Source organism: Adlercreutzia murintestinalis (assembly GCF_943192905.1).
Classification (GTDB): domain Bacteria; phylum Actinomycetota; class Coriobacteriia; order Coriobacteriales; family Eggerthellaceae; genus Adlercreutzia_A; species Adlercreutzia_A murintestinalis.
This window is the reverse complement of record NZ_CALPCC010000002.1, coordinates 106,290-128,759: the sequence shown is the minus strand read 5'-3', so window position 1 is coordinate 128,759 and position 22,470 is coordinate 106,290. Positions and strand designations below refer to the sequence as shown.

Sequence of the window (22,470 nt, the reverse complement as noted above, 5' to 3'; positions counted from 1 at the left end):
TACCGCTTCCTTCTTCGGGTCATATCGAACACCTTTCACCCTTAACTTGGTGTCCGATTTACCTTACCCTCTCCAAACTCTCCTCATCTCAGATGTCCAAGTTTTTATCCACGCCTCCGGGTGTTCGGCTAACTTCGCGAATCAACCTCGACAACCGTTTCGGGTGCGATCTCTTGAATGCATCTCATAGTGTCCTCCTAATGTGTCTTTCGACACTGAAACCACGTTAGACCACTTTGGACTACAAGCCACAAGAGATGGTCGGTGACTTGTCATCACGTGCAAGCCACACGCGACAACTCAGCGAGATTGGGTGCGGCTCTTGTCCCGGTTCGAGTCCTGGCCGAACCTCGGCTTGCATACCGAGACGAAGACCATGACGACGCATATGATCATCTGAGCAGCCAACAGGATGACGAGCAGCGGGTAGCTGCCGCAGGATGCGACTGTGGAGGCCGCGCCTTGCGACACGGCATCGCGGATAGCATCCACGCAGGGAATCATCAGCAGGGAGCCCGATACGATGATGAGCATTGAGAGCGCCCACTTCAAAACGATCCAGCGCCTCTTGAAGTACCCCCAGGTAGTGAAAGAACCGAACAGGCAAGCCGTCAAGATAGCGATCATGGCTCCTGGGATGATGACGAAGTTGTCAAGCGCCGCCTCGGCATCGCAAAGCGCCGCAACCACCTCGCTGCTGCCGCTTCCCGCGAAGACGAGCAGCAGCGCGATCGCAGCGGCGATCCCTCCCGTCCACAGGGCGATCGCCGTAATATGCAAGCCCCTTACCAGAGCCAGCTTGGCGCCTTTGATCCGATTTGCCATCTGCGACTCCTTGTCTGTCTCGGCAGCGCATTCCGTCCATCTGCGAGATATCCTATAATAGGTAAGTAGTTAACCATTATATAGATAAGTACTTGTCTTTACAAGGAGCTAAAATGAATGGAAATCTGGCAGAGGCGCTGAAACTGTCCCATCGGCCGGTTGGGATATGGTTCGGCTCCGAGGAGCCGAGAGGCTATGACCCGGACGCGCAGCCGTCATCGCGGTGCGTGCTGCCATACCTGCTCGCGGCGTCTGCGGGCAAGTCGTTCTGCATGAGGGAGGAGGATGTGAAGTGCCCCGGCGGAGCCGTCGGCCTCGGTTTCGGCGATGCGTTCGAGAAAAGACATGCCTCTACCCGCTTTCTCCTCTCTCACGGGGAGGAGTCCGAGGGGTATGACCCGCAGGTGAAGCTTCCTCCGCAAATGAAGCGGGGCGAGCGGTTCTTCGACTGCCCCGATACCGTCATGAGGTGGAAGGGGTCTCTAGGACTCGAAGAAGCGGATTACCTCTACGTCTGCATGACTCCTCTCGACGATGCGGCAGGCCGCCCTTACGACCGCGATCCCGATCTGGTCTTTCTGCTCGCGAACCCCGACCAGCTTTCCGCGCTCGTTATCATGTGCGGCTACCGGAATGGGAGGCCCCTGAATGTGGTAGCGCCCTTCTGTGGAGCATGCCAGTCAATCCTTCTCGCCAAGCAGGAGCTGGCCAAGGAAGACCCCATGGCGATCCTCGGAATGTTCGATCTGGCCCAACGCCACCGAGTAGAGAAGGACCTGTTGTCGCTGACCATGGTGTACGGCACCTACGAGGCGCTGGAGCGCGACTGCGATGAGGGGTGCCTTGCCTCTCACGCGTGGGGCCAAATCACCGAAAGGCAGTGAGCTTCACCGCTCCATCGTGTCCGTCAGTCGCTCGTGCTCGGCCAGCAACGCGTTGACGGTGCTTGTAAGGCACTTCTTCAGTTCTTGGTTTTCGCGTTGGGTGAGGGCGGCTTCATGCACGGCGGTAAGCCGCTCGAACGCCTCATCGAGCACAGGCGCGAGGGCGCGGCCCCGCTCGGTCAGGAAGACGTTGACCGCCCGCCCGTCCGTGGCACTCGGCGTGCGCTGGATGAGCCCCGCCTCCTCCAGTGATTTGGCGGTTTGGGCGACTGCGGGACGGCTCACCATCATGACCTCGCTCAGCTCCCGCTGGGTGATGCCCTCCATCTTCGACACCACGTAGAGGAAGTCGGCATGGCCCGGCTGGATCCCGCTTCCCTTCAGGTACTCGCGCAGGACCGATTGGCCCAGCCTGAAAGCGGCGGCGACGGCACGCCCCGGCGTGTAGTATTCTGCCAAAGACGTGTTCCTCGTTGACATCGCTATTGCAGACATCCCCTTCAGAAGACAGATAGATAACGGCTTAACGATTCTAACAGAGATTCGCGGGGGGGCTGGAGAGCACCGCCCGTACTGCGCGGAGAAGACCATGGGGCATCGAGCGACATCGGGATCTGCGCCTGAAGCTGCCCGCTCATCTACGGTTGGCCTCGCCCCAAACGCAAAGCTGGTCGAGCACCTTCATCAGCGACTCGCCGCGTTCGGTCAGCGAATACTCGACCTTGGGAGGGATCTGCGGATACACCTTGCGACGGATGAGATCGTCTCCCTCCAGCTCCTTGAGGTTTTGGGAGAGCGTCTTGTCGGAGATCTTCCCCAGGTAGCGCTTCAACTCGTTGAACCTGACCGGTTGGTACTCCATGAGGCAGTAGAGGATCACCATCTTGTGCTTGCCGGAGATGAGCGAGAGCGTGTAGCTATACCCCGTTCCTTCGAACTGGGCATCGTCGATCGCGTGGCTTGGTTCGTGGTTGATGTCGCTCTCCATGAAGATAGTACCTATCCTATAAGTGCGTACTTGATATTACTTCCCTGTGTGATTTCATAGGATACATCAATCCACAAAGAGAGGGAAGGTGCATCCATGGCGAAGAAGATCGTCGTCATCAACGGGAGCCCGCGCAAGGGCGGCAACACGGAGCGCATGATCGATGCGTTCAAGAAGAAGGCAGAAGGAAACGGCACCGAGGTGGTGACCTTCAACGCGGCCACCTCGAACGTGGGCGGATGCCACGCGTGCGAGACGTGCTTCAAGAGCGGCAAGGCCTGCACCTACGACGACGACTTCAATACAATCGCCCCCGACATCCTGGATGCGGACGGCATCGTGTTTGCCTGCCCGACCTACTGGTACTCCTTCCCCGGCCAGATCAAGAACGTCATCGACAAGCTGTACTCCTTCTGCATCGGCGAGAAGGACATCGCCGGCAAGAAGTGCGCGCTCATCTGCTGCTGCGAGGAGGACGAGCTGGACGTCATGGACGGCCTGAGCAAGCCCTTCGACCGCATCGCGGCCCTGCTCAAGTGGGATGTCGTGGGCAAGGTGCTCATTCCCGGCGTCCTCGAGGTGGGCGCCATAGATAAGACCGACGGCTGCAATCAGGCTGCAGCCTTGGCCGGTAAGTTCTAGTGAAAGGCAGAGAACGATGAAGGTTTTTGTTGCAGGTGCCACCGGGCGCGTCGGTCGAGAGCTCGTGGGGGACCTTGTGGTCGCAGGCCACGAAGTTGTCGCCGGATCGCGTCATCCGGAAGAGACTGATTGGCCAACGGGCGTAACCCCGTGCGCCATCGACTTCCACGATGACGAGAGCGCGATGGCAGCCGATCTCAAGGGATGCGATGCCGTGTGCTTCGTCGCGGGATCGAGGGGGAAGGACCTCCTGCAAACGGATGCGTTCGGAGCCGTCAAGCTGATGCGCGCCGCGAAGAGCGTGGGCGCGAATCGCTTCGTGATGCTCAGCTCCATCTTCGCGATGCAGTCCGAGCGCTGGGCAGAGGAGCCGTCGCTCCAGAACATCACCGATTACAACATCGCGAAGTTCTTCGCCGACGAGTACCTCGCCAACATCTCGGGGTTGGAGTGGACCATCGTGCAGCCGACTCTTCTCAAGGAAGAGCCGGGAACCGGCAGGATCGAGCTCAACCCCGAGCACGACGGCTCGAACCCCATCCCCGACGTCGCGGCGGTGCTTGCGGGCGCGATAGACCACCCCAACACCATCGGCAAGGTCATCATGATGAGATCGGGGGGCACCCCGATCGACGAGGCGCTCTCGGAGGTCTAGGGATGCATTTCGCAAGCGGCATCGTGCGCCCTCCCTTCGAGGCAGGATGCGAGTTCCTCCAAGTGACGTCCGGCTGCTCCCATAACAGCTGCCGATTCTGCACGTTCTACAAGGACGCGCGATTTGCCGTCTCTGACCTCGAAGAGGTCAAGGGCGATATCGACGAGCTCTCGAAATCGCCTTGGCACCATTACAATCGCATATGGCTCCAAGGGGCCGACGCCTTCGCCCTTCCCTACGATCGGCTGATGAAGATCGCCGAGGCCATCTACGAGAAGCTGCCCTGGGTGAAGAGCATCGGCGCCTTCGCACGTGCGACGAACTTCCGGAACAAATCGACCAGAGAGCTGGAAATGCTTGCCGATGCCGGGTACAGCCGTCTTACCGTGGGGATCGAGACGGGAGACGACGAGCTGCTCGCCTGGATGAATAAGGGTTACGACGCCGACTTTGCCCTTGAGCAGATGGAGAAGGTAAACGATGCCGGGCTCACTTGGGTAGGGCAGTTCCTTAACGGCCTGGGTGGCTACGGATATGGCGACGAGAGCGCGATCGCCACTGCCGAGTTCTACAACAAGGTTCCCCCGATGCTTATCTATACTGCTTCGCTCACCTTGTTCAAGGACACGCCGCTCTATGGGGAGGTGCTGTCCGACACCTTTCGCGAAGCAACGGAGATAGAGCGCCTGGAAGAGCTCAAGGTGCTGATAGACCGGCTCGGTTGCGAGACCGAGATCCGGTGCGAGCACGTTTCGATGCCGGTAAAGCTTGCGGGCAGGCTTCCAGAAGACAAGGAAAGGCTCATCTCGATACTGGACAGGGGAATCGTGGCCAATGCCGATGGGGAGCTGGAGAGGTACCGAAAGTCGATAGTGGGCTTGTAGCCTTGCATCAGGGGTCGGCGTGCCACCCCTGATGCAAGGGTAGATGGCACCTGTGCTAGATGCAACACTGGCCAACCACGCCATAGGCACGGGTTGCGTGATCTCAATGGCGTCGCCTGGGTATAGAAAGGACCAACCATGCATTTCACGGAACCGGTCTACCGCCACCCTTACTGGCCCACATGGCCGCTGATAGAGATCACCCAGGGGTGCTCCCACAACAGGTGCGAGTTCTGCACGATGTATCGGGACGTCAGGTTCGGCGTCAAGCCCATGGAGGTCATCGAGAGCGACCTCGCCGAGATCGCCCAGGATATGCCCCGTGCCAAGACGATCCAACTGCTGAGCGGTGACCCACTCGCACTTCCCTATAGCAAGCTGGTTCAAGTCATGGAGAATATCCACGAGTACCTGCCCGACATCGAGCGCATCTACGCTGTCTGTCGCGTGGACAATTTTCGCAACAAGACGGTAGATGAGCTTATGAGCCTGCACGAGCTTGGGCTTGAGGAAGTCTCGCTCGGCATCGAGAGCGGGAACGACTGGACGCTCGACCGCGTCAACAAGGGCTATCTCGCAAAAGACGTGCCCGAGCAGTGCGCGAAGCTCGACGAGGCGGGAATCAAGTACTGGCTCACGTTCATGAACGGGATCGCGGGGCACGAGCACAGCCATAACCATGCGGTGCACACCGCCGATGTGTTCAACCGGTGCAACCCCTCGACCGTCTACGTCACGAGCCTCGCGCTCTTCCCGGGCACGCCGCTGCTCGCAGATGCGGAGCACGGAGAGTTCGATCCGCTTTCCGAGAAGAGCCTGCTGGTTGAATTGAGGACACTCCTAGAACACTTGGACACCGACTGCGCGCTCGTGACGCACCACACGGCGTCTCTCAACCTGAGCACGCCGGACTTCCTGCGCGACAAGGAGCGCATACTGGATGAGACGATCGAGAACGGCAATATCGAGCTCCTCACGCTGAAGCGCAGCCTCAAGACCGGCTTGTAAGGCAGCTGCCATAGAAGTCAGAAGACCTCTATGGCAACGGAGGGCTCGGCGTGGATCGAGAGGTTCTCGTTGTCGCCGGACGTGCAGAACTCGATGTCGTCCCAGCTCTCACCTATGCGGCAGAACTCGTAGGGGATATCCTGCTCGTCTAGCTCGCCGAGCGCCTCTGCCACGTTGGTGACGTCGCAGAGGAGCCCCTCGTACCACTTGATGTCATCCCAGCCGAAGACGACGCAGCCGTCCTCCTCGTCGAAGAAGTCGGGCTGGCGATCGCTTCCCATGAGCGGGTAGCTGTCCAGCCCTTCGCTCACGGCGTCAACTCGCTCGCACATGAGGTCGTACCCCTCTCGGGTGGCGGCTATCCTGACTTCGCTTCTGTAACCCATGATGGAATCCTTTCTCGTGACATATGAAGTTGAGGGATGGCCGCCGACCCGAGGACCGACGGCCCGTGATTCTAGGACCTCGGCGCGATGCGGCAGGTGTCCTCGCGCACGTAGTTGTTGATGTTCCAGGACCAGTCGCCGTCGTGGTCGAACTGCTTGACGTAGGGCACGCCGGTCATGTCCTGGCCGTTGCGCCTGCCGTCGCCGAAGCCCGCCACCTCGAAGAGCCTGTAGCCGCTCTCGTACTCGCGCATCCAGACCTTGTCGCCGATACGCACCTCAAAGGTCGGGATCTCCTCGGCGTCAAGGAAGGCACCGAGCCTCAGGCCCTCGGGCATCGAGGCGTCGAAGGCGTGGAGCATCTCGTCGAAGTCGTGGTAGGACTCCTCGCGCGACGGGTCTATCTGCTTCCATCCAACCGGGTTCCAGTCCTGGTCGTATTCGAGCTCTATGCGGTCGGCTATCTTCCATCCGTCGATGACGTATACGCCGTTGTCGCCCTGGTCGCCGAGCCTGCCGAAGCGGTCGATACCGAGGCTCAGGGAGCCTCCGAAGAAGTTGCCTATGACTTGCGCCATCCGCGCCCATCCGTAGCAGTCTTGGCGACCATTTCAAAACAGCATCGAAATGGTGTTCGCTAAAAAAAAACGATGTCCAGAAAACAAGCCTCTGACCTGCTAGCATTGGCGGTGTTCCAAGTAGAATCTCCGCAATGGATCTAAACTAGACCTATATATGTTCAAAATTACGCGTTCGCCACTATGCCCAATGCCATTTGAGCACTGTGAATAGCCCCGCTAACTGCTGCGAAACTAGGCTGAAACCGTAGAATCGGAGCAAACAATATTCCATTCTCCGAACTGGGGTTTCTTGCAATTCGACCCCATCAAAACAGGGTGAGTTCAAATCAATGCTGCAAAACAGTGATCCGCCCGCAAACACGCAAAAGTCAATGGTCGCAAGCGGCTTGCAACCCAACTGATGGAGCCGATAGGGCATGATGCGACGGATAGAGCAGGCTAGCGAAGTCGCCAGACTTGGCGAAGGATAGCATTATCAATGCTCTAGCAGGGAAAACAAAGACCCGCTGGTCAGTTTCAGCGGGTCTCATCAGTTGACATATATCGCCGGTTACTTGCAGTTTTTCGTTAGCTACATCAGGCTTGACAGGTTCCATCAAGTGGAATATTCTATGCAAGGCAGGATGATACGAACATATGTTCTATTCCCACTCGATCGTCGCGGGCGGTTTGCTGGTGATGTCGTACACCACGCGGTTGATGCCCGGCACCTCAGCCACGATGCGCGAGCTCACGCGCGCCAGCACCTCGTAGGGCAGCTTCGCCCAATCGGCGGTCATCGCGTCGCTGCTCTCCACCGCACGCAAGATCACCGGCCGCTGATACGTGCGCTCATCCCCCATCACGCCCACGCTCTTGATGTCCGGCAGCACGGCGAAATACTGCCACACCGGCCGTTCCACCTCCGGACCGCCCGCCACCGCGCGCTCCACGCCCGCACCACGCGCGCCGCTCTCTGCGAACAGCCGCTCATTGTACGCATCCAGCTCCTCACGAACGATGGCGTCCGCGCCCTTCAGCATCTCAAGCTTCTCCGGCGTCACCTCCCCGATGATGCGAATCGCCAGCCCCGGCCCCGGGAACGGCTGCCGATGCACGATATGATCCGGCAGCCCTAGCGCCGTCCCCAGCGCGCGTACCTCATCTTTGAAGAAATGATCCAGCGGTTCGATCAGCTCGAAGCTCACACCCTCCGGGAACGGGATCAGATTGTGATGGCTCTTGATCGTGGACGCCTTCCCGCCGGTCTTACGCGCGCCGCTCTCGATGATGTCCGGGTAGATGGTCCCCTGAGCCAGATACTTCACCGGCCGCCCATCCTCCGCCAAATCCTCCGCCACCGCGAAGAATTCCTTCCAGAACTGCTCGCCGATGATGCGCCGCTTCTGCTCCGGATCGGTCACGCCAGCCAGCAGCTCAGCGTAGCGGTCCTCCGCGTGCACGTGCACGAAATCCACGTCGAACTGCCGCGTGAACACCTCTTCCACTTCCTCGGGCTCATTCGCGCGCAAGAGCCCATGATTCACGAACACGCACGTCACCTGATCGCCGATGGCCTTCGCACACAGCGCCGCCACCACGCTGGAATCAACGCCGCCGCTCAACCCTAAGATCACGCGGTCGCCGCCCACCTGCTCGCGAATGGCAGCCACGGAATCCTCGATGATGGAATCCATCGTCCAGTTCTTCTCAAGCCCGCACACCTTGAACAGGAAGTTCGCGAGCATCTGCTGCCCGTACGGCGTATGGCGCACCTCCGGGTGGAACTGCGTGGCGTACAGGCGCCGCTCGGGGCACTCCATCGATGCCACCGGGCACACGTCCGTGCGCGAGGTCACCGCGAACCCCTCCGGCACGCGGCTCACCGCATCGCGATGGCTCATCCATACCGTCTGCTCGCACGGCGTATCAGCGAACAGGAGCGAATCGCCGATGACGGGGTTGCCGGTGTCCGAGCCAAACGCCTGTCCGCACGCACCATCCAGCCGCGTCAACTCCGCTGGCCCGTACTCGCCCTTCTCGGTATGCCCCACTTCGCCACCCAGCGTCACCGCCATGATCTGCTGCCCGTAGCAGAACCCCAACACCGGCACACCCAGCTCGAACACGCCCGGATCCAGCGACGGCGCATCCTCCGCATACACGCTGGCCGGGCCGCCCGACAGTATGATGGCCGCAGGCGCCATCGCCCGCACCTCATCAGCCGACACATCGCACGACACGATCTCGGAATACACCCCCAGATCGCGCACGCGCCGAGCGATCAGCTGCCCGTACTGAGCGCCAAAATCGAAAACGACAACCTTCTGCTGCGGAGTTGCGGAATCAATAGCCACGGAAGCACCTTTCACGACCGGAAACGATGCCCCCATTATACCGAGTGAAGCCGCCAAGAGAATGCGCATCGGCATGCGATCCGCGCCGAAGAGGAACGGCCGCCTTCTCCCGCATCCTCCACCCTTCTGCGCCCTTCATCGCACGCGCCCGGTCACACCAGATACAACTCCCGCAGCTTCGCCTGCTTATCGGCGTCAAAGCCCAGCGCGCGCACGATGTAGTTATCCAAACCGCCATACGCGCCCTCAACCGCCTCCAGCATGGCATCCAAATAGCACATGCTGGCGAACGCATACGCGTTCACATCCTCATCGATCATGCGTGCGAACTTCTTGTCGGCCAAGAACTTCCGCATGGTCTCGGGCAACCCGTTCACGAACAGGTTCGTCGCCAGATAATCGTCGCGAATGTAGTCGGCGGGCACGCCCAGGATGTACTCCACCAACACGGCCGCAATGCCCGTCCGGTCCTTGCCCTGCGTGCAATGCCACAGCGTGGCGCCCGATGTCTCAGTCAGCAAGTCCTCCAAAAACGCCGTGTACGCGGCCTTGCCCGGCTCGCCCAGCACGCTCTTCACATACAACTCGCTGATCATCTCGTACGGCTTGCCCGCATACTCCATCATAGCGCGCATATCGCGCACCGGATTGCCGCCGCTGGTGATCCCAACGGCTTCCTGCGTGAACACGGGCAAGTGCATGTACTTCACGCCCTGCATGAGCGGCTTGGGGTCAGGCTCCTTCTGGATCTCGGCATCCGTGCGGAAATCGACCACGCAATCCACCGCATGCATGTGCAGCAGCTGCTTCATATCCTCAGCCGTGGCATCGTGCAGCGAGCTCGACCGCACCAGCCGACGCCGCGCGATGCGCTTATGGTCAGCTGCCGGCATGCCTCCCAGATCGCGCGCGTTCGTCACGCCCCGCAATGGAATATGTCCGAAGTTGCGAAAGCCGGGCACCTGCCTCGGCTCAGATGGTGCACAAAAGGTAGCAAGCTTATCAGTCATATCCGTCTCCTACACAACTCAAACACGCCCGTCTCCATCTGATCGCCAGATGAAAGACCCACTATCATGCTCCACACAAGCCCCCGCGCCGCTTGTACCATTATGCCGCGATGCCCACGCGAACCAGAACAACCCGCACGCCGCCTTCCTTGCTCCGGCTCCCCTGCCACCCGCGTCGCTTTGGTAGCGTCATCTCAGCGCCGCTGCCTCACCTGTCTCGCGCTTTGCTTCACCATCAACTATACAAGGCTCTAACACTTTTGAGCGTTCTTCTGCACCCTGCCACATCCGCGAAAGAAAAGCGTTGACAACATGCCACGCTCGTCTATACTTATGAATAGTTGTTCATATGTTCTATTGAATATGGATGCACGACAGCCGGATGTGCCGAACCGAAGATGCCGCTTCCGCAATCATCTTCCCAGTCTGCACATCCCGCGCAGACCAAGGAGCTACCATGCCAAACGCTACAACCGATATCGTCCGCGAAGCCGAAAGCGTGCTGGAATGTAACTGCGGCTGCGGATGCCACACGAGCGCCGAGTGCCCCATGGGTACCACCGATCGCAGCGCCGAGTGCCCCTTCGACGGTGAAGGGCTGCCCGAAGACGAACTGCTCTACGACCTGGCCGACCTGTTCAAGGTCTTCGCCGACACCACGCGCATCAAGATCCTCTACGCGTTGATGCGCCATCCCCTCTGCGTGGCCGACATCGCCGAACTGATCGGTGCCACTCAAAGCGCCGTCAGCCACCAGTTGCGCATCCTCAAGCAGGCCCATCTGGTCAGGTTCCAGCGTGATGGCAAAAACGTCATCTACACGCTCTCCGACGATCACGTCTACACCATGCTGGCCCAAGGCATGACCCACATTTGCGAATAGCGCACACCACCCAACGAAAGGATCCTCATGAAACGCACGTTCAAGCTGCAAGACCTCGACTGCGCCAACTGCGCCAGCCACATGGAACACGACATCGCTAAGATCAGCGGCGTCAACAGCGCCAAGATCAGCTTCATGACCGGCAAGCTCATGCTGGACGCCGACGACGCCGCATTCGAACGCGTGCTCAACGAAGCGCAGACCATCTGCACCAGCTACGAGAAGGACTGCGTCATCGTGCGCTAGCCGCACTCGCAGCATCAATGCATCGCCACCTTATAAGGACAACACCATGACCACCAAGCAAAAACACTGGCGCAACCGCATCATCGTCGCTATTGCCCTGTTCGCAGGCGCGCTCATCATCGAAGCCACCGGCACCCTTGAGCGCACCTTCGGCGAACCTGGCGCCCTCTATGCCGAATTCGCGCTCTTCCTGATCCCCTTCCTTGTCGGCGGCTACGATGTGCTCATCGAAGCAGCGCGCAAGCTAGCGCATGGCCATGGGCTCGATGAGAGCTTCCTCATGTCAATAGCCACCCTCGGCGCGTTCGCGCTCGTCTTCTTCCCTGATACTGACCCGCACATGGCCGAAGGTGCCGCGGTCATGCTGTTCTATCAAGTGGGCGAACTCTTCCAGAGCTACGCGGTGGGTAGATCGCGCAAATCCATCTCTGACATGATGGATATCGCACCCGAGTTCGCCAACATGGAGCGCGACGGCCAGCTGGTTCAGGTGGATCCCTTTGAGGTTGCCATCGGCGACCACATCATCGTGAAGCCAGGCGAACGCATCCCGCTCGACGGCACCGTCATAGAAGGCGAAAGTCAAATCGACACCTCGGCGCTGACGGGCGAATCGGTCCCCCGCACTGCGAAGGCGGGCGACGAGGTCATCTCTGGGTGCGTGAACACCTCCGGCACGCTGACCATCGCCGTAGCGAAGCCCTACGAGGACTCCACCGTGGCGCGCATCTTGGAAATGGTGGAGAACGCTGCCGACAAGAAAGCGCGCACCGAAGCCTTCATCACACGGTTCGCGCGCTACTACACCCCCATCGTGGTGGGGCTGGCGGCCGCCATCGCCATCCTGCCGCCGCTTTTCGTCGAAAACTGGCCCGACTGGATACTGCGCGGCCTCACCTTCCTCGTCGTATCATGCCCCTGCGCGCTGGTCATCTCTGTGCCGCTGTCGTTCTTCGGCGGCATCGGCGGCGCCTCGCGCATGGGAATCCTCGTGAAGGGCAGCAACTACCTGGAAGCGCTGGCGAAGGTGGACACCGTCGTCTTCGACAAGACCGGCACCCTGACCTCCGGCACCTTCACCGTCACCGACGTGCTTCCAGCGGAAGGCTTCGCGCGCCAGCAGTTGCTAGAGTTGGCCGCGCATGCCGAGGCATACTCGAACCACCCCATCGCGGTATCCATCCAGCGCGCCTACGACGGCGCGATCGACCTCAAACGCATCTCGAAGACCGAAGAGATCAGCGGCCATGGCATTAATGCGCTCATTGACGGGCATGCAGTGCTCGCAGGCAACGACAAGCTGATGTATCTGCACGATATCGCCTACGAGACCGCCGAGATGATCGGCACGCAGATCCACCTCTCCGTTGACGGCGCTTATGCTGGCTCGCTCATCATCGGCGACACCGTGAAAGCCGACGCGCGCCAAGCCATCACTGACCTGCATGCGGTGGGCGTGCAGCGCGCTATCATGTTGACCGGCGACCGCCAACCAGTTGCCGCAGCAGTGGCGGACGACCTCGGTCTTGACGACTATCATGCCGAACTGCTCCCGCAGGACAAGGTTGCCCAGCTTGAAGCCATTATGCGCACGGACGGTGAATGCGCAGCCGACGACGATAAGGGCAAGCGTATCGGGCGCGTGGCCTTCGTGGGCGACGGCATCAACGATGCGCCTGTGCTCATGCGCGCCGATGTGGGCATCGCCATGGGCGCCATGGGGTCAGACGCTGCCATCGAAGCCGCCGACGTGGTCCTGATGGACGACAAACCCACTCAGATCGCCCGCGCCATCCGCTGCGCCCGCAAGACCATGCGGATCGTCTGGCAGAACATCATCTTCGCGCTCGGGATCAAATTCGCCGTGTTGATACTAGCCGCCTTCGGCATCGCCAACATGTGGATGGCTGTGTTCGCCGACGTCGGCGTGGCCGTCATCGCCATCCTGAACGCCATGCGCGCCATGCGCACGAAGGGGCTGTAAGCGAGATGGTTCTCTGAGGCGCCCGAGGATAGGGGCGTTTCGGGCGTATCTGAACACCAACATTCGCGCGCGAAGCGCGCATACGAATGCATGAGGTAGCGAAGCGCACGAGCAAAGCGAGTAGCGGAGCGTTAGCCAGAGCGCTCCTACCCTCGGGCGCCCCCTCCTAACAAGCGCTGGATGACGAAGCCGGCGATCATCTGTCCGGCAACGGGCGGCATGTAGGAATAGGTGCCCAACTCGGTGCGGTCGCGGCGAGCAGCGCCCTCAGCTGGCTGCACCTTCAGCGGGCGCTCAGTGGAGTACAGCACATGGAAATCGCCTAAGCCGCGGTCGCGCGCGATCTTGCGCATCTCGCGGCAGAACGGGCAGCCCTCCGTCTGAGACAGCGTCGCGAACCGCAGCGCCGTCGGATCGGTCCGGTTCGCCATGCCCATGGAGGACACCAACGGTATCCCGCGCCCCTGCGCATACTTCGCGATGGCCGCCTTCGCGGTCAGCGTATCCACCGCATCCACGATGTAGTCGGGATTCGGGTAGGTGCCCAGCAGCTCGTCGGCTGTCTCTTCCAGCACGAACGCAAACAGCGTCTCCGCGCGCACATCGGGGTTGATGTCAGCCGCCATCGCCCGCATCACATCCACCTTGCGCTGTCCCACCGTACTCACGAATGCGATGGCCTGCCGGTTGATGTTGCTCGGCTCCACCACGTCCTTGTCCATGAACAGGAAGCTACCCACACCCCCGCGTGCAAGCGCTTCGGCACACGCAGATCCCACGCCGCCCAGGCCGATCACCCACACGCACGATTTCGCCAGCTTCTCCAGGCCCTCGTCCCCGAGCAGCCGCCTCAACCGCGATTTCGCATCTTCTGTTCCCATATAACTCAATGTAGCACCTTAGAAATCTCAAAGAAAGGAAGGGTTTTGGCACAAACGGCCCGGAAAACAACAAAAAGCCCCGGAGATGATCCTCCGGGGCCAATTCATGCACCATATCCGCACAGAAAGCAGCGGAACATGCCTGACAAATTGCCTAGCAGAAAACCGCCTGGCAAAAGCTACTTGATGGTGACAGCAGCGCCAGCCTCTTCCAGCTTAGCCTTGATCTCGTCAGCCTTGTCTTGCGGCACGCCCTCGGCAACCGGGGTCGGAGCGCCCTCAACAGCCTCCTTGGCCTCCTTCAGGCCCAGGCCGGTGATCTCGCGAACCACCTTGATGACGCCGATCTTGTTGTCGCCGAAGCCCTCCAGCACAACGTCGAAGTCGGTCTTGCCGCCGTCAGCAGCGCCCGCGTCGCCACCAGCAGCCGGAGCAGCAGCCACAGCCACCGGAGCAGCAGCGCTCACGCCGAAGACCTCTTCCAGTTCCTTGACCAGCTCGGACAGCTCCAGAGCAGGCATCTCCTTCAAAGCTTCAACGATCTCTTCACGAGTAACAGCCATGTCAAACTCTCTTTCTCATTATGGCGCCCCCAGGCGCCTTCATGTCAACAATACGGGCTTTCGCCCTGCGGCCCTCTGCCGCGCCACCTCAGGCAACCCCTGCCTCAGGCAGCTTTGCCGCTCATGCGGCCAACCGCACTACGCGGCCTTCTGCCCCTCGATGGCCGACACCACGCGAGCAAAGGCCTCCATGGGGCCATTGAGCACGCGCACCATCTTGACCAGCGGGTTGTTGATGGTGCCCAGCAGCTTGGCGATGAGCTCTTCGCGCGACGGCAGACTGGCGATCTCGTTGACCTGTGCAGCGTCCACGAACGTGCCGTCCATCATGCCGCCCTTGATCTCCAGGTTCTCGTTCTCCTTGGCGAAATCGCGCAGCACCTTGGCAGATGCCACCGGATCCTCGCCAGCGAACACGAACGCGGAGGGGCCAGCCAGCACCGCATCCATATCCGGGCAATCAAGTTCGCCCAAAGCGATGTGCATGATGGTGTTCTTGTACACCTTCATCTGCGCATCCGCATCACGGACCGCACGGCGAAGCAGTTGGATCTCCTTCACGGAAAGCCCGCGGTAGTCCACGACCCACATAGCACCGCAACCTTCGATATCAGCTTTGATGTCTGTGAGCATCTGCTTGTTCTCAGCATTCGGCATAAACGTTTCACCTCCTTCTATTTCGCTCAACGTTCTGCCGAATAGGCCTGGTGCCATAAAAAACGGCCCCCGCGCACAAAGACAGCAGGAGCCGACACATTCATGCCAACCACCACCTCGGCGGGCCGCTTTCGCGATTAAACCCTGATTGGGTACCAGCTGTCTTAAGCAGCAGAACTTGTTCCGTATGCGCCGCCCGAAGGCAGCCCGACTATTCTACCCGATCAGCTTCGTAGACTCAACCGTATGCACGTACCACTTCATAAAGCGCTCGAAGGGCTTGCGCAGAGCGAACCCAATAAGCGCTGCCGGTATCAAGAACAAGCACAACTGCCCCAGCTGCACCCAATAGTCGGCCCCCCAGATGCCGAACATAGCCGCGCGCATAGCCCCCACCGCGTGGGTAGCGGGCAGAAGTGGGCTCAGCCATTGCACGAAATCAGGCAGGATCTGCAACGGATACGACCCGCCGCAGCCAGTCACTTGCACGATCAGTAAGCACACCGCAAGCGCCTTCCCCAGATTGGCGAATGCAAGCACCAACACGTAAATGATGAACGTGAACACCAGTCCTGACACCCAAAAGCTCAGCATCAAAAGCCACGGATGCACCGCCTGCACCTGCAACAAGAATAGGTTTCCCAGTCCCATGAGCGTGGTCTGCGCCAGCGAGATGACCGCCATGCACCCGAAGCGCCCGATCAGCATCTGGCGCGGCTTCGGGTTGCGCAGCGTGCCTTGTGCTCGATTGGATACTTTCGGCTTCACCACCACCAAGATCAGCAGCGACCCGATGAAGATGCCCAAGGTGGTATAGAACGGCGCCATGGCCGATCCGAAGTTCTCTGATGGGAACACGGCGATGCGCTCAATCCCCACAGGCGCGCCCAACGCCTGCGAGAGAGCTTGCGTATCCGAACCCAGAATGGCCCGCAGCGCCTCGGAGTCTCCCGCCGCCAAAGCGGTGGTGATGGCCGAGCTGAGCTCGCGCAGCTTTGACGACGATTCCGCCAGACCGCTCTGCACCTCGCCTATCTTGGCCGATGCGCCGCCCAACACCCCGTGCACCGCATCCGCAGCCGACGACAAATCGCTTTCGGCAGTGGCAATGCCGGAAAGCGCGCTGTTGGCATCAGAGGCGAGCCCTTGCGCTTGCGAGGCCAGCTGTTCAAGCTGCGGCTTCAAATGGGTGTTCAGGTCATCACGCGCCGATTGAATGCCAGCCTGCGCATCGGATATCAGCGCTTCGATGCGCTCCTTATCCTCAGGGCTCAGAAGCGAGCTTAACTCCGAGCTCTCGATTTTCTCCTTGAACGCAGCAAAGCTCTCCTGCGCCGCATCCAGCGCTTGCCCCATCTTCTCGCCAGCCTGCACCGCTGCCGCGCCAGCATCCTGCATATGCTGCATGCCATCGCTTGCCGCCCCCAAGGCAGTCTGCGCCTCATCCTTGGCGCTGCGCATCAGCTCGGCGCTGTCATCCACGAGCGCATCCGACGTATGCAGCGCATCCTGGTACATGCCGACCACGCCAGACGCTCGATCCATGTCGTCAGCCATCGCGCTCACATGCGCCGCCAGCGCCGCTACCTGACCACCCACATCGGCCGACTCCGCCGAGCGCGAGAGCGACTCAGCCACTCCCAACAGCACCTCTGAAAGCGTCTGAGCGAACACCGTATTCACCTGCTCCGAAACCGTATCGGCCCCGGTCGAGGTGATCTTCGGTGAGATAGCGTTCTTCTTCTCGTTGACGTAGTAGGTGATCTGCGCGTGCTCGGGCTCATCCGCGTAAAAGCGCATCATGTCGCGGCTGAACCCTGCGGGAATGACCACTGCCGCGTAGTACTTCCCGCTCGCCGTACCATCCACAGCATCCTCGGCATCCGTAACGGTCCAGCCTATCTGGTCGTTCGCGCGCAGGGCGCTCACCACCATATCGCCGATGTTCACGCGCAGCGGCACCAGATCGCTCTCGTAACCGTCGTCCTGATTCGCCACCGCTACCTTCAGATCGCCCGTGTTGTCGAAAGCGTCCCAGCATGCGATCAGGTTGTACCACGCGAAGATGGAAGGCACGACCACCAGACCGATGGTGATGATACAGCTGACCACATTGGCGAACAGACGCTGCATATCGCCTTTGAAGAGCGTCCAGACGTTATGCATGGTCGCCTCCCGAATCCGCCGAGCTCTCCGGCGCATCCGCAGTTGCGATCCCGGTCGCAGCCACGGTCACCTCTGCGTGCGCAGCGACATCCGTACTCGCGGCGGCACTCGTGCTCGCACGCGCGCCCTCACCCACCGTCGCGGCCGCGGTCTTCGTCGGCATATGCACTACGTCAGCCTGCTCGGTGTTCCACCGATCCAGATACATATCACGTATCTCCTGGTCGCTCATATCGTCAAGGCGCAACTGCCGCTCGAAGCTCGACCGCAGGCTCTCCACGACCACCAAGAACATGAACACCAGCGCCAGCCATCCCAGCCACAGCGTGAGCAGGATCACCTTCTCGGTCATTCCGAACGAGAAGGTAAGCGTCAGCGCCACCGGCACGACAACGCCCACCACCACCGCACCGCGGATCATCCACGGATACGCGCGGGTAAACCGGTCATAGCGGCGCACGAGCTCCGTGCGATACTCTTCCCGGTCGGCCAGCACGCGCGCCACTTGCGAAAGACGGAAGCGCCGCACGGGCACCTCAACGTCCTCGCCGTTGAAGATGCCGCTTTGCTTGATCTGGCGCGCCACCATACGATTCACATTCGACAGCAGCGGCCGCACCAAGATCCCAATGGCCATAAAGACCACCAGGTACACCAGCAAAAGGGCGATATCGGTGGCATACTGCGTGCCATAGAACCCGCAGATGGACTCACGCATCGCACTGATGCCGTACGTGAACGGTAGAAGCGGATAGATCGCCTGGAAGAACGGCGAGGTCATCTCCACCGGATACAGACCGGTCGCACCCGGTATTTGCGCGAACACCAAGATGATGCAGATTCCCTTGCCAATATGCTGCAACGTGACCGACAGCGCATAGATGATGCTGAGATACGCGAGCGACGCCACGACAGCTGCACCAATGAGCGCAGGCAAGCTCGCTACCTGCACGCCAATGAGGGGCAACCCGATACAGCAGATGGCAGCCTGCAGTGCGCACATGAGGGCGAACAGCAGGTAGCGGCCCACGTAGCGTTGCGCGAGCGTCAGACGTTTGATGCCTTGTGCGTCCACTTCTTGGCGCATCACCACCATCAACATGAAGGCGCCGATCCAAAACGTCAGGTTCATGAAGAGGGGCGCCATGGCGGCGCCATAAGCGTTGAGCGGGTAGAGCTGCTCGGTAACGAGCCGCGTCGGTGCGCTGATGAACTCCGCCACTCGCGACGGATCGAGCTGCCCATCGCCGAGCGCACGAGCAAGCGCATCGGAGCCCGCAAGCGCCAAAGCGTCCGTCTGCACCTGATCGACCTGCGATACGAGCCCATCCAGAAGCCCTTGGGTCTGATCGAGCGCCGTTGCCGACGAGGCCAGCGTCGCCGTCATATCATCGACGATAGCCTGCGTCTGAGATATCAACACATTCTGCGCAGCAATGGTGCCGCTCGCTTGCCCGAGCGATCCCGCCACCGTACCGAGCCCGCTTCCCACCGCAGGCACCAACTCATCCGCCAATATCTGCGAATACCGATCGGCATCGGATTGCGCCTTGTCGGCTGAAGCGCGCAGCTGCTCCAAAAGCGCCTTGAACTCAGGGGTCTGCACCGGCACCTGATCGAGCGCCCGCACCGCTTCGCTATACGCATCAGCCATCTTGCCCAGCGCATCCACCACCGCCGGTGTGGCAGTAGCGGTGAAGGACGTATACCCGTCTTGCACATCAGAGGCCGTATGGCTAAGCGCGCCCACCGCATCGGAGGCGCGGCTCAAAGCGTCCCGCGCAGCCCCCAAGATGCCATCGGCATTGCCAGCGCGCTCTTGGGCTTGCCGCATCTCGCCCGTCAAAGACGCTATTGCCGAAGACGCATCTTGCAGGTGCGCCCGCGCCTCGTCCACCTTCTGAGACGCAGCCGAACGCGCTGTATCCAGTTTCTGGTTCGACTCGTCCACCGCAGCGTCCAGCGCTTCTGCCGCTTTCTTGCTGACCGTCTCCACGAAGGCCTCGTTGATCGTCGCATCAAGCGTGTTCGCGCCCGTATCGGTTATCTTCGGCGCAACCGGTCCCGTTTTCTCGTTGACGTAGTATTTGATATCAGGTTGTTGGAACGTGCCCGTGGTCAGCGTCAACAGGTCAGCCGAGAAATCCTCCGGGATCACGAATACGGCATAGCACTCTCCCGACCGCAACTGCTCCATCGCCTGGTCGTACGAGGGAAAACGCCAATCAAGCTGGTGGTTCTCGTGCAGTTCATCCACGATCATATCGCCCACGTTCACGAACCCGGTCAGATCGCTCTGCGCGCCGATGTCCTCATCGACCACGCAAACGCTCAAGTCTCCCGTGTTTTCGTATGGATCCCAAAATCCCCGCACGTTGTACCACGTGTAGAGCGAAGGAAGCACCAGCAGCGCGCCGATGACCACCAGCGCCGGAGGCACCTTCACCAAGCGCACGATATCGCGCTTCAGCACGCGCAGCACGTTTCGCATTCCGCCGCGCCGCCTCCTTTCCGCTCGTGCGCCATCACTGGTGGGCATGGTAGCTCACCTTCGCATACCAGGCGTCAACGGGCAGAAGGCGCATGGTCGCCTACCCTACGCCGCATCCAGCACGATGTCGGCCAACAAGGAAGCCGCATCAGCGGCATCAAGGGCCTGCGCGGCCGTGCGCATCGCCTCGCGTGCGGCCGCATCATCCACCAGATCGAGCACAGCCCGCGAAAACACCGGCGCGTCCAGATCGGCATCGGGAATCATCGTGGCCGCTCCCGCAGCCACGTATTCTGCGGCATTGTGCGTTTGATGGTCGCCCGTGGCAAACGGATACGGCACCAAAATAGCCGGGATACAGCGGGCCGCTATCTCGGCAAGCGACGTAGCACCCGCGCGGCTGACGATGGCATCTGCGCACGCGAGCGTCTCCGGCATGCGATCCTGATACCCCAGCACATGCCAACGAGCAGCCTGCCCATCGCTGAGCGCCAATTCCTTCTGCGCCGATTCCAATTCGCGCGAGCCGGTGATCTGCACCACATGCAGGTCATCGCGCGCGAGCAGCTCGTCCTTCATGCGCACGATCGCCTGGTTGATATGGCGCGCGCCCAAGCTACCGCCGAACACCAAGAGCACCCGCGCATCGTCGGGGATACCATACAAGGCCAAGCCCTGCGCCCGCGTAGCCGTGGTCACCGCCGCGCGCACCGGGTTGCCCGTCACGTGCGTGCGCTGCGCGGGCGCATCGTTGCCCGCCGTATCGGCATACGTCAGGCACACCGCCGCCGCTCGCTTCGCCAGATAACGATTGGCCATGCCCATCACCGAGTTCTGCTCATGGAGCACCACCGGAATGCCCAGCTGCTCTGCCGCACGCGATACTGGAATGCATACGTATCCGCCAAAGCCCACCACGACATCGGGCTTGATGCGATCGAACCACGCCTTCGCCCGCTTGGTGCTCTTCGCGATCTTGCGCACGCCACGCACCAGAGTTGCTGGGTGGGACCGATCGAAACCGCTCGCCTCGAATGCCTCGTAAGGAAGCCCAGCCGCTGGCGCCAAGCGCGCCTCGATCCCCTCGGGCGTACCCGCAAAGTATACGTCGCATCCGCGCGTGCGCAGCACCTCAGCCAATGCGAGCGCCGGATTGATGTGTCCGGCCGTGCCGCCTCCGGAAAGAACTACCGTCGTGCCCATGGCTGATCCTCTCTTCCTCCTGCATGCACGCGCAGCTCCTGGCGTCGCCGCTCGTGCTTGTCGGGCGCCTCAGCACCGCGCTCCACCGACAGGATCAACCCGATGATCAGAAGCGATGAGACGATGGAGGTGCCTCCCGATGAGATGAACGGCAACGGCTTGCCCGTCGTGGGTAGCACGCCAATGGTGCATCCGATGTTGAGGAACGCCTGGAACACGAGCATGATGGCGAAGCCGCCCGATATCATGGCGCCCAGCTCGTCCGGAGCACCCTCACTGATCTTCAGACCTGCATAGAGCACCACCAGGAACAGCGCCACCACCACCAGCGCACCCACCAAGCCCGTCTCTTCCCCGATGACCGCGAAGATGAAGTCGCTCTCGGAGGCGAACAGGTAGTCGAACTTCTCATGGGAGTTGCCGATGCCCACGCCCAGCAGGCCACCTTCGGCCAGCGCATAGTACGAGCGGATGATGTTGTAGCCGGTACCATAGCCACCCTGCCCGTCGCCCCACGGGTCGAGGTACACCAAACGCCCGCTGCGAAAGCCCGTGCCGAAAATCGCATACACGGCAGCGGCGGCCACCACGATGCCGATCCCCATCAGCAACCGTCCCGAGATGCCGCCCATCCACATGACCGCGAAGATGCCCACCACGCAGATCAACGAGGTTCCCAGGTCGGACTGGGTCAGATACAGAAACACCAGCGGCGCCATGATCAGCAAGATGAACTGCGTGACAGCAGCGCGCGGCTCTATGGTGTGCTGGCGCGCGTCGTTCACGATGCGGATCACCATCAGCAACAGCGCGATCTTGATGAGCTCGGAGGGCTGCATGCCGATGGGACCGATGTAGAGCCAGCGCTTCGCGCCGTTCACTTCGGTGCCCGCCACCGCCGTCAGGAACAAAAGCCCGATGCCGATGCCCCATGCGATCCAGGTGAACTGGCCGCCCCACGTGTGATACGGCACCACGAGCCACAACGCGATGGCCGCCGCAATGCCAATAGCCGCGAACAGCGCCTGCCCGATCACATCGGAATAGGGTGATTTTCCCTGCCCCGCCAACGAGACCGACGTGGTGGAATACACCATGACCAAACCGATGATGACCAGCAGGATGACCGCCACGATCAAAAGCGTGCGAGCGGTGCGCACGCCTTGCGTCTGCGGATTGCGATTCGCGCGCGCCATG

22 protein-coding genes are annotated in these 22,470 nt (G+C 60.8%); 8 read left to right on the top strand and 14 right to left on the bottom strand.

The window, feature by feature from the left end:
• Positions 1-300 precede the first annotated feature (300 nt).
• Positions 301-825 (bottom strand): hypothetical protein, encoded by a 525-nt coding sequence (locus NFR19_RS01085; RefSeq protein ID WP_251211930.1) that lies wholly within the window; start codon positions 823-825, stop codon positions 301-303.
• A gap of 113 nt (positions 826-938) precedes the next feature.
• Here NFR19_RS01085 and NFR19_RS01080 point away from each other — a divergent pair, with 113 nt between their 5' ends.
• Entirely contained in the window at positions 939-1,709 is a 771-nt protein-coding gene (locus NFR19_RS01080) for a DUF169 domain-containing protein (RefSeq protein WP_251211929.1), read from the top strand.
• Positions 1,710-1,712: 3 nt separating this feature from the next.
• On the opposite strand, the gene NFR19_RS01075 is transcribed toward NFR19_RS01080, so the two are convergent.
• Positions 1,713-2,168: a MarR family winged helix-turn-helix transcriptional regulator gene (locus NFR19_RS01075; protein WP_251211928.1), complete on the bottom strand. Its 456-nt coding sequence runs from the start codon at positions 2,166-2,168 to the stop codon at positions 1,713-1,715.
• Positions 2,169-2,343: 175 nt separating this feature from the next.
• On the bottom strand, positions 2,344-2,697 hold the full coding sequence (locus NFR19_RS01070) for a winged helix-turn-helix transcriptional regulator (RefSeq protein WP_251211927.1): 354 nt from the start codon (positions 2,695-2,697) through the stop codon (positions 2,344-2,346).
• 96 nt (positions 2,698-2,793) lie between these two features.
• Here NFR19_RS01070 and NFR19_RS01065 point away from each other — a divergent pair, with 96 nt between their 5' ends.
• The 4 genes from NFR19_RS01065 (at position 2,794) to NFR19_RS01050 (ending at position 5,886) form a co-directional block, all read left to right on the top strand.
• Positions 2,794-3,339, top strand: a complete 546-nt coding sequence (locus NFR19_RS01065; protein WP_251211926.1) for a flavodoxin family protein — start codon at positions 2,794-2,796, stop codon at positions 3,337-3,339.
• Positions 3,340-3,355: 16 nt separating this feature from the next.
• Positions 3,356-3,994 (top strand): SDR family oxidoreductase, encoded by a 639-nt coding sequence (locus NFR19_RS01060; RefSeq protein ID WP_251211925.1) that lies wholly within the window; start codon positions 3,356-3,358, stop codon positions 3,992-3,994.
• 2 nt (positions 3,995-3,996) lie between these two features.
• A complete protein-coding gene (locus NFR19_RS01055; RefSeq protein ID WP_251211924.1) occupies positions 3,997-4,878 on the top strand; it encodes a radical SAM protein in 882 nt (293 codons plus the stop codon).
• 138 nt (positions 4,879-5,016) lie between these two features.
• Positions 5,017-5,886: a radical SAM protein gene (locus tag NFR19_RS01050; RefSeq protein ID WP_251211923.1), complete on the top strand. Its 870-nt coding sequence runs from the start codon at positions 5,017-5,019 to the stop codon at positions 5,884-5,886.
• Between the two features lie 17 nt (positions 5,887-5,903).
• Here NFR19_RS01050 and NFR19_RS01045 read toward each other — a convergent pair whose 3' ends face one another.
• From NFR19_RS01045 to NFR19_RS01030, 4 genes are all read right to left on the bottom strand, one after another.
• Positions 5,904-6,272, bottom strand: coding sequence for a hypothetical protein (locus NFR19_RS01045; protein WP_251211922.1), 369 nt, complete (start codon positions 6,270-6,272; stop codon positions 5,904-5,906).
• Between the two features lie 71 nt (positions 6,273-6,343).
• Entirely contained in the window at positions 6,344-6,850 is a 507-nt protein-coding gene (locus tag NFR19_RS01040; protein WP_251211921.1) for a hypothetical protein, read from the bottom strand.
• A 644-nt stretch (positions 6,851-7,494) separates the two neighbouring features.
• A complete protein-coding gene (gene guaA / locus NFR19_RS01035; RefSeq protein ID WP_251211934.1) occupies positions 7,495-9,183 on the bottom strand; it encodes a glutamine-hydrolyzing GMP synthase in 1,689 nt (562 codons plus the stop codon).
• Positions 9,184-9,341: 158 nt separating this feature from the next.
• Positions 9,342-10,199 (bottom strand): tyrosine-protein phosphatase, encoded by an 858-nt coding sequence (locus NFR19_RS01030; protein WP_251211920.1) that lies wholly within the window; start codon positions 10,197-10,199, stop codon positions 9,342-9,344.
• Between the two features lie 457 nt (positions 10,200-10,656).
• On the opposite strand from NFR19_RS01030, the gene NFR19_RS01025 reads away from it, so the two are divergent.
• From NFR19_RS01025 to NFR19_RS01015, 3 genes are read left to right on the top strand one after another with little or no spacing between them, the layout of a single operon-like run.
• Positions 10,657-11,082, top strand: coding sequence for an ArsR/SmtB family transcription factor (locus tag NFR19_RS01025; protein ID WP_432762710.1), 426 nt, complete (start codon positions 10,657-10,659; stop codon positions 11,080-11,082).
• A 27-nt stretch (positions 11,083-11,109) separates the two neighbouring features.
• A complete protein-coding gene (locus NFR19_RS01020; protein WP_251211919.1) occupies positions 11,110-11,328 on the top strand; it encodes a cation transporter in 219 nt (72 codons plus the stop codon).
• Between the two features lie 46 nt (positions 11,329-11,374).
• Positions 11,375-13,312, top strand: a complete 1,938-nt coding sequence (locus tag NFR19_RS01015) for a heavy metal translocating P-type ATPase (protein ID WP_251211918.1) — start codon at positions 11,375-11,377, stop codon at positions 13,310-13,312.
• Between the two features lie 146 nt (positions 13,313-13,458).
• On the opposite strand, the gene NFR19_RS01010 is transcribed toward NFR19_RS01015, so the two are convergent.
• The 7 genes from NFR19_RS01010 to NFR19_RS00980 all read right to left on the bottom strand — a co-directional run bounded on the left by NFR19_RS01010 (position 13,459) and on the right by NFR19_RS00980 (position 22,469).
• A complete protein-coding gene (locus NFR19_RS01010; RefSeq protein ID WP_251211917.1) occupies positions 13,459-14,193 on the bottom strand; it encodes a tRNA threonylcarbamoyladenosine dehydratase in 735 nt (244 codons plus the stop codon).
• A 179-nt stretch (positions 14,194-14,372) separates the two neighbouring features.
• Positions 14,373-14,756 carry a 50S ribosomal protein L7/L12 gene (gene rplL / locus NFR19_RS01005; protein WP_251211916.1) on the bottom strand — a complete coding sequence of 128 codons (384 nt, stop codon included), beginning with the start codon at positions 14,754-14,756 and terminating at the stop codon, positions 14,373-14,375.
• A 138-nt stretch (positions 14,757-14,894) separates the two neighbouring features.
• On the bottom strand, positions 14,895-15,413 hold the full coding sequence (gene rplJ, locus NFR19_RS01000) for a 50S ribosomal protein L10 (protein ID WP_251211915.1): 519 nt from the start codon (positions 15,411-15,413) through the stop codon (positions 14,895-14,897).
• Between the two features lie 216 nt (positions 15,414-15,629).
• Positions 15,630-17,579, bottom strand: coding sequence for a YhgE/Pip domain-containing protein (locus NFR19_RS00995; protein WP_251211914.1), 1,950 nt, complete (start codon positions 17,577-17,579; stop codon positions 15,630-15,632).
• Complete coding sequence (locus NFR19_RS00990; protein WP_251211913.1) at positions 17,572-20,118, bottom strand: YhgE/Pip domain-containing protein; 2,547 nt, start codon at positions 20,116-20,118, stop codon at positions 17,572-17,574. Before NFR19_RS00990 ends, NFR19_RS00995 begins: the two co-directional genes overlap by 8 nt.
• A 57-nt stretch (positions 20,119-20,175) precedes the next feature.
• The gene (murG, locus tag NFR19_RS00985; protein WP_251211912.1) at positions 20,176-21,273 is read right to left on the bottom strand and encodes an undecaprenyldiphospho-muramoylpentapeptide beta-N-acetylglucosaminyltransferase; all 1,098 of its coding nucleotides are present in this window, start codon (positions 21,271-21,273) and stop codon (positions 20,176-20,178) included.
• Positions 21,258-22,469 (bottom strand): FtsW/RodA/SpoVE family cell cycle protein, encoded by a 1,212-nt coding sequence (locus NFR19_RS00980; protein ID WP_251211911.1) that lies wholly within the window; start codon positions 22,467-22,469, stop codon positions 21,258-21,260. The genes murG and NFR19_RS00980 overlap by 16 nt, the downstream gene beginning before the upstream one ends.
• Position 22,470 lies beyond the last annotated feature (1 nt).

Bases quoted from the DNA above. Each gene is read 5' to 3' on its own strand.
- NFR19_RS01050 (WP_251211923.1), top strand. From the start codon at position 5,017: ATGCATTTCACGGAACCGGTCTACCGCCACCCTTACTGGCCCACATGG.
- rplL (WP_251211916.1), bottom strand. From the start codon at position 14,756: ATGGCTGTTACTCGTGAAGAGATCGTTGAAGCTTTGAAGGAGATGCCT.
- NFR19_RS01030 (WP_251211920.1), bottom strand. From the start codon at position 10,199: ATGACTGATAAGCTTGCTACCTTTTGTGCACCATCTGAGCCGAGGCAG.
- NFR19_RS01070 (WP_251211927.1), bottom strand. From the start codon at position 2,697: ATGGAGAGCGACATCAACCACGAACCAAGCCACGCGATCGACGATGCC.
- NFR19_RS01045 (WP_251211922.1), bottom strand. From the start codon at position 6,272: ATGGGTTACAGAAGCGAAGTCAGGATAGCCGCCACCCGAGAGGGGTAC.
- NFR19_RS01085 (WP_251211930.1), bottom strand. From the start codon at position 825: ATGGCAAATCGGATCAAAGGCGCCAAGCTGGCTCTGGTAAGGGGCTTG.
- NFR19_RS01055 (WP_251211924.1), top strand. From the start codon at position 3,997: ATGCATTTCGCAAGCGGCATCGTGCGCCCTCCCTTCGAGGCAGGATGC.
- NFR19_RS01065 (WP_251211926.1), top strand. From the start codon at position 2,794: ATGGCGAAGAAGATCGTCGTCATCAACGGGAGCCCGCGCAAGGGCGGC.
- NFR19_RS01015 (WP_251211918.1), top strand. From the start codon at position 11,375: ATGACCACCAAGCAAAAACACTGGCGCAACCGCATCATCGTCGCTATT.
- NFR19_RS01080 (WP_251211929.1), top strand. From the start codon at position 939: ATGAATGGAAATCTGGCAGAGGCGCTGAAACTGTCCCATCGGCCGGTT.
- NFR19_RS01010 (WP_251211917.1), bottom strand. From the start codon at position 14,193: ATGGGAACAGAAGATGCGAAATCGCGGTTGAGGCGGCTGCTCGGGGAC.
- NFR19_RS00980 (WP_251211911.1), bottom strand. From the start codon at position 22,469: ATGGCGCGCGCGAATCGCAATCCGCAGACGCAAGGCGTGCGCACCGCT.
- murG (WP_251211912.1), bottom strand. From the start codon at position 21,273: ATGGGCACGACGGTAGTTCTTTCCGGAGGCGGCACGGCCGGACACATC.
- rplJ (WP_251211915.1), bottom strand. From the start codon at position 15,413: ATGCCGAATGCTGAGAACAAGCAGATGCTCACAGACATCAAAGCTGAT.
- NFR19_RS00995 (WP_251211914.1), bottom strand. From the start codon at position 17,579: ATGCATAACGTCTGGACGCTCTTCAAAGGCGATATGCAGCGTCTGTTC.
- NFR19_RS01060 (WP_251211925.1), top strand. From the start codon at position 3,356: ATGAAGGTTTTTGTTGCAGGTGCCACCGGGCGCGTCGGTCGAGAGCTC.
- NFR19_RS01020 (WP_251211919.1), top strand. From the start codon at position 11,110: ATGAAACGCACGTTCAAGCTGCAAGACCTCGACTGCGCCAACTGCGCC.
- NFR19_RS00990 (WP_251211913.1), bottom strand. From the start codon at position 20,118: ATGCCCACCAGTGATGGCGCACGAGCGGAAAGGAGGCGGCGCGGCGGA.
- NFR19_RS01025 (WP_432762710.1), top strand. From the start codon at position 10,657: ATGCCAAACGCTACAACCGATATCGTCCGCGAAGCCGAAAGCGTGCTG.
- NFR19_RS01040 (WP_251211921.1), bottom strand. From the start codon at position 6,850: ATGGCGCAAGTCATAGGCAACTTCTTCGGAGGCTCCCTGAGCCTCGGT.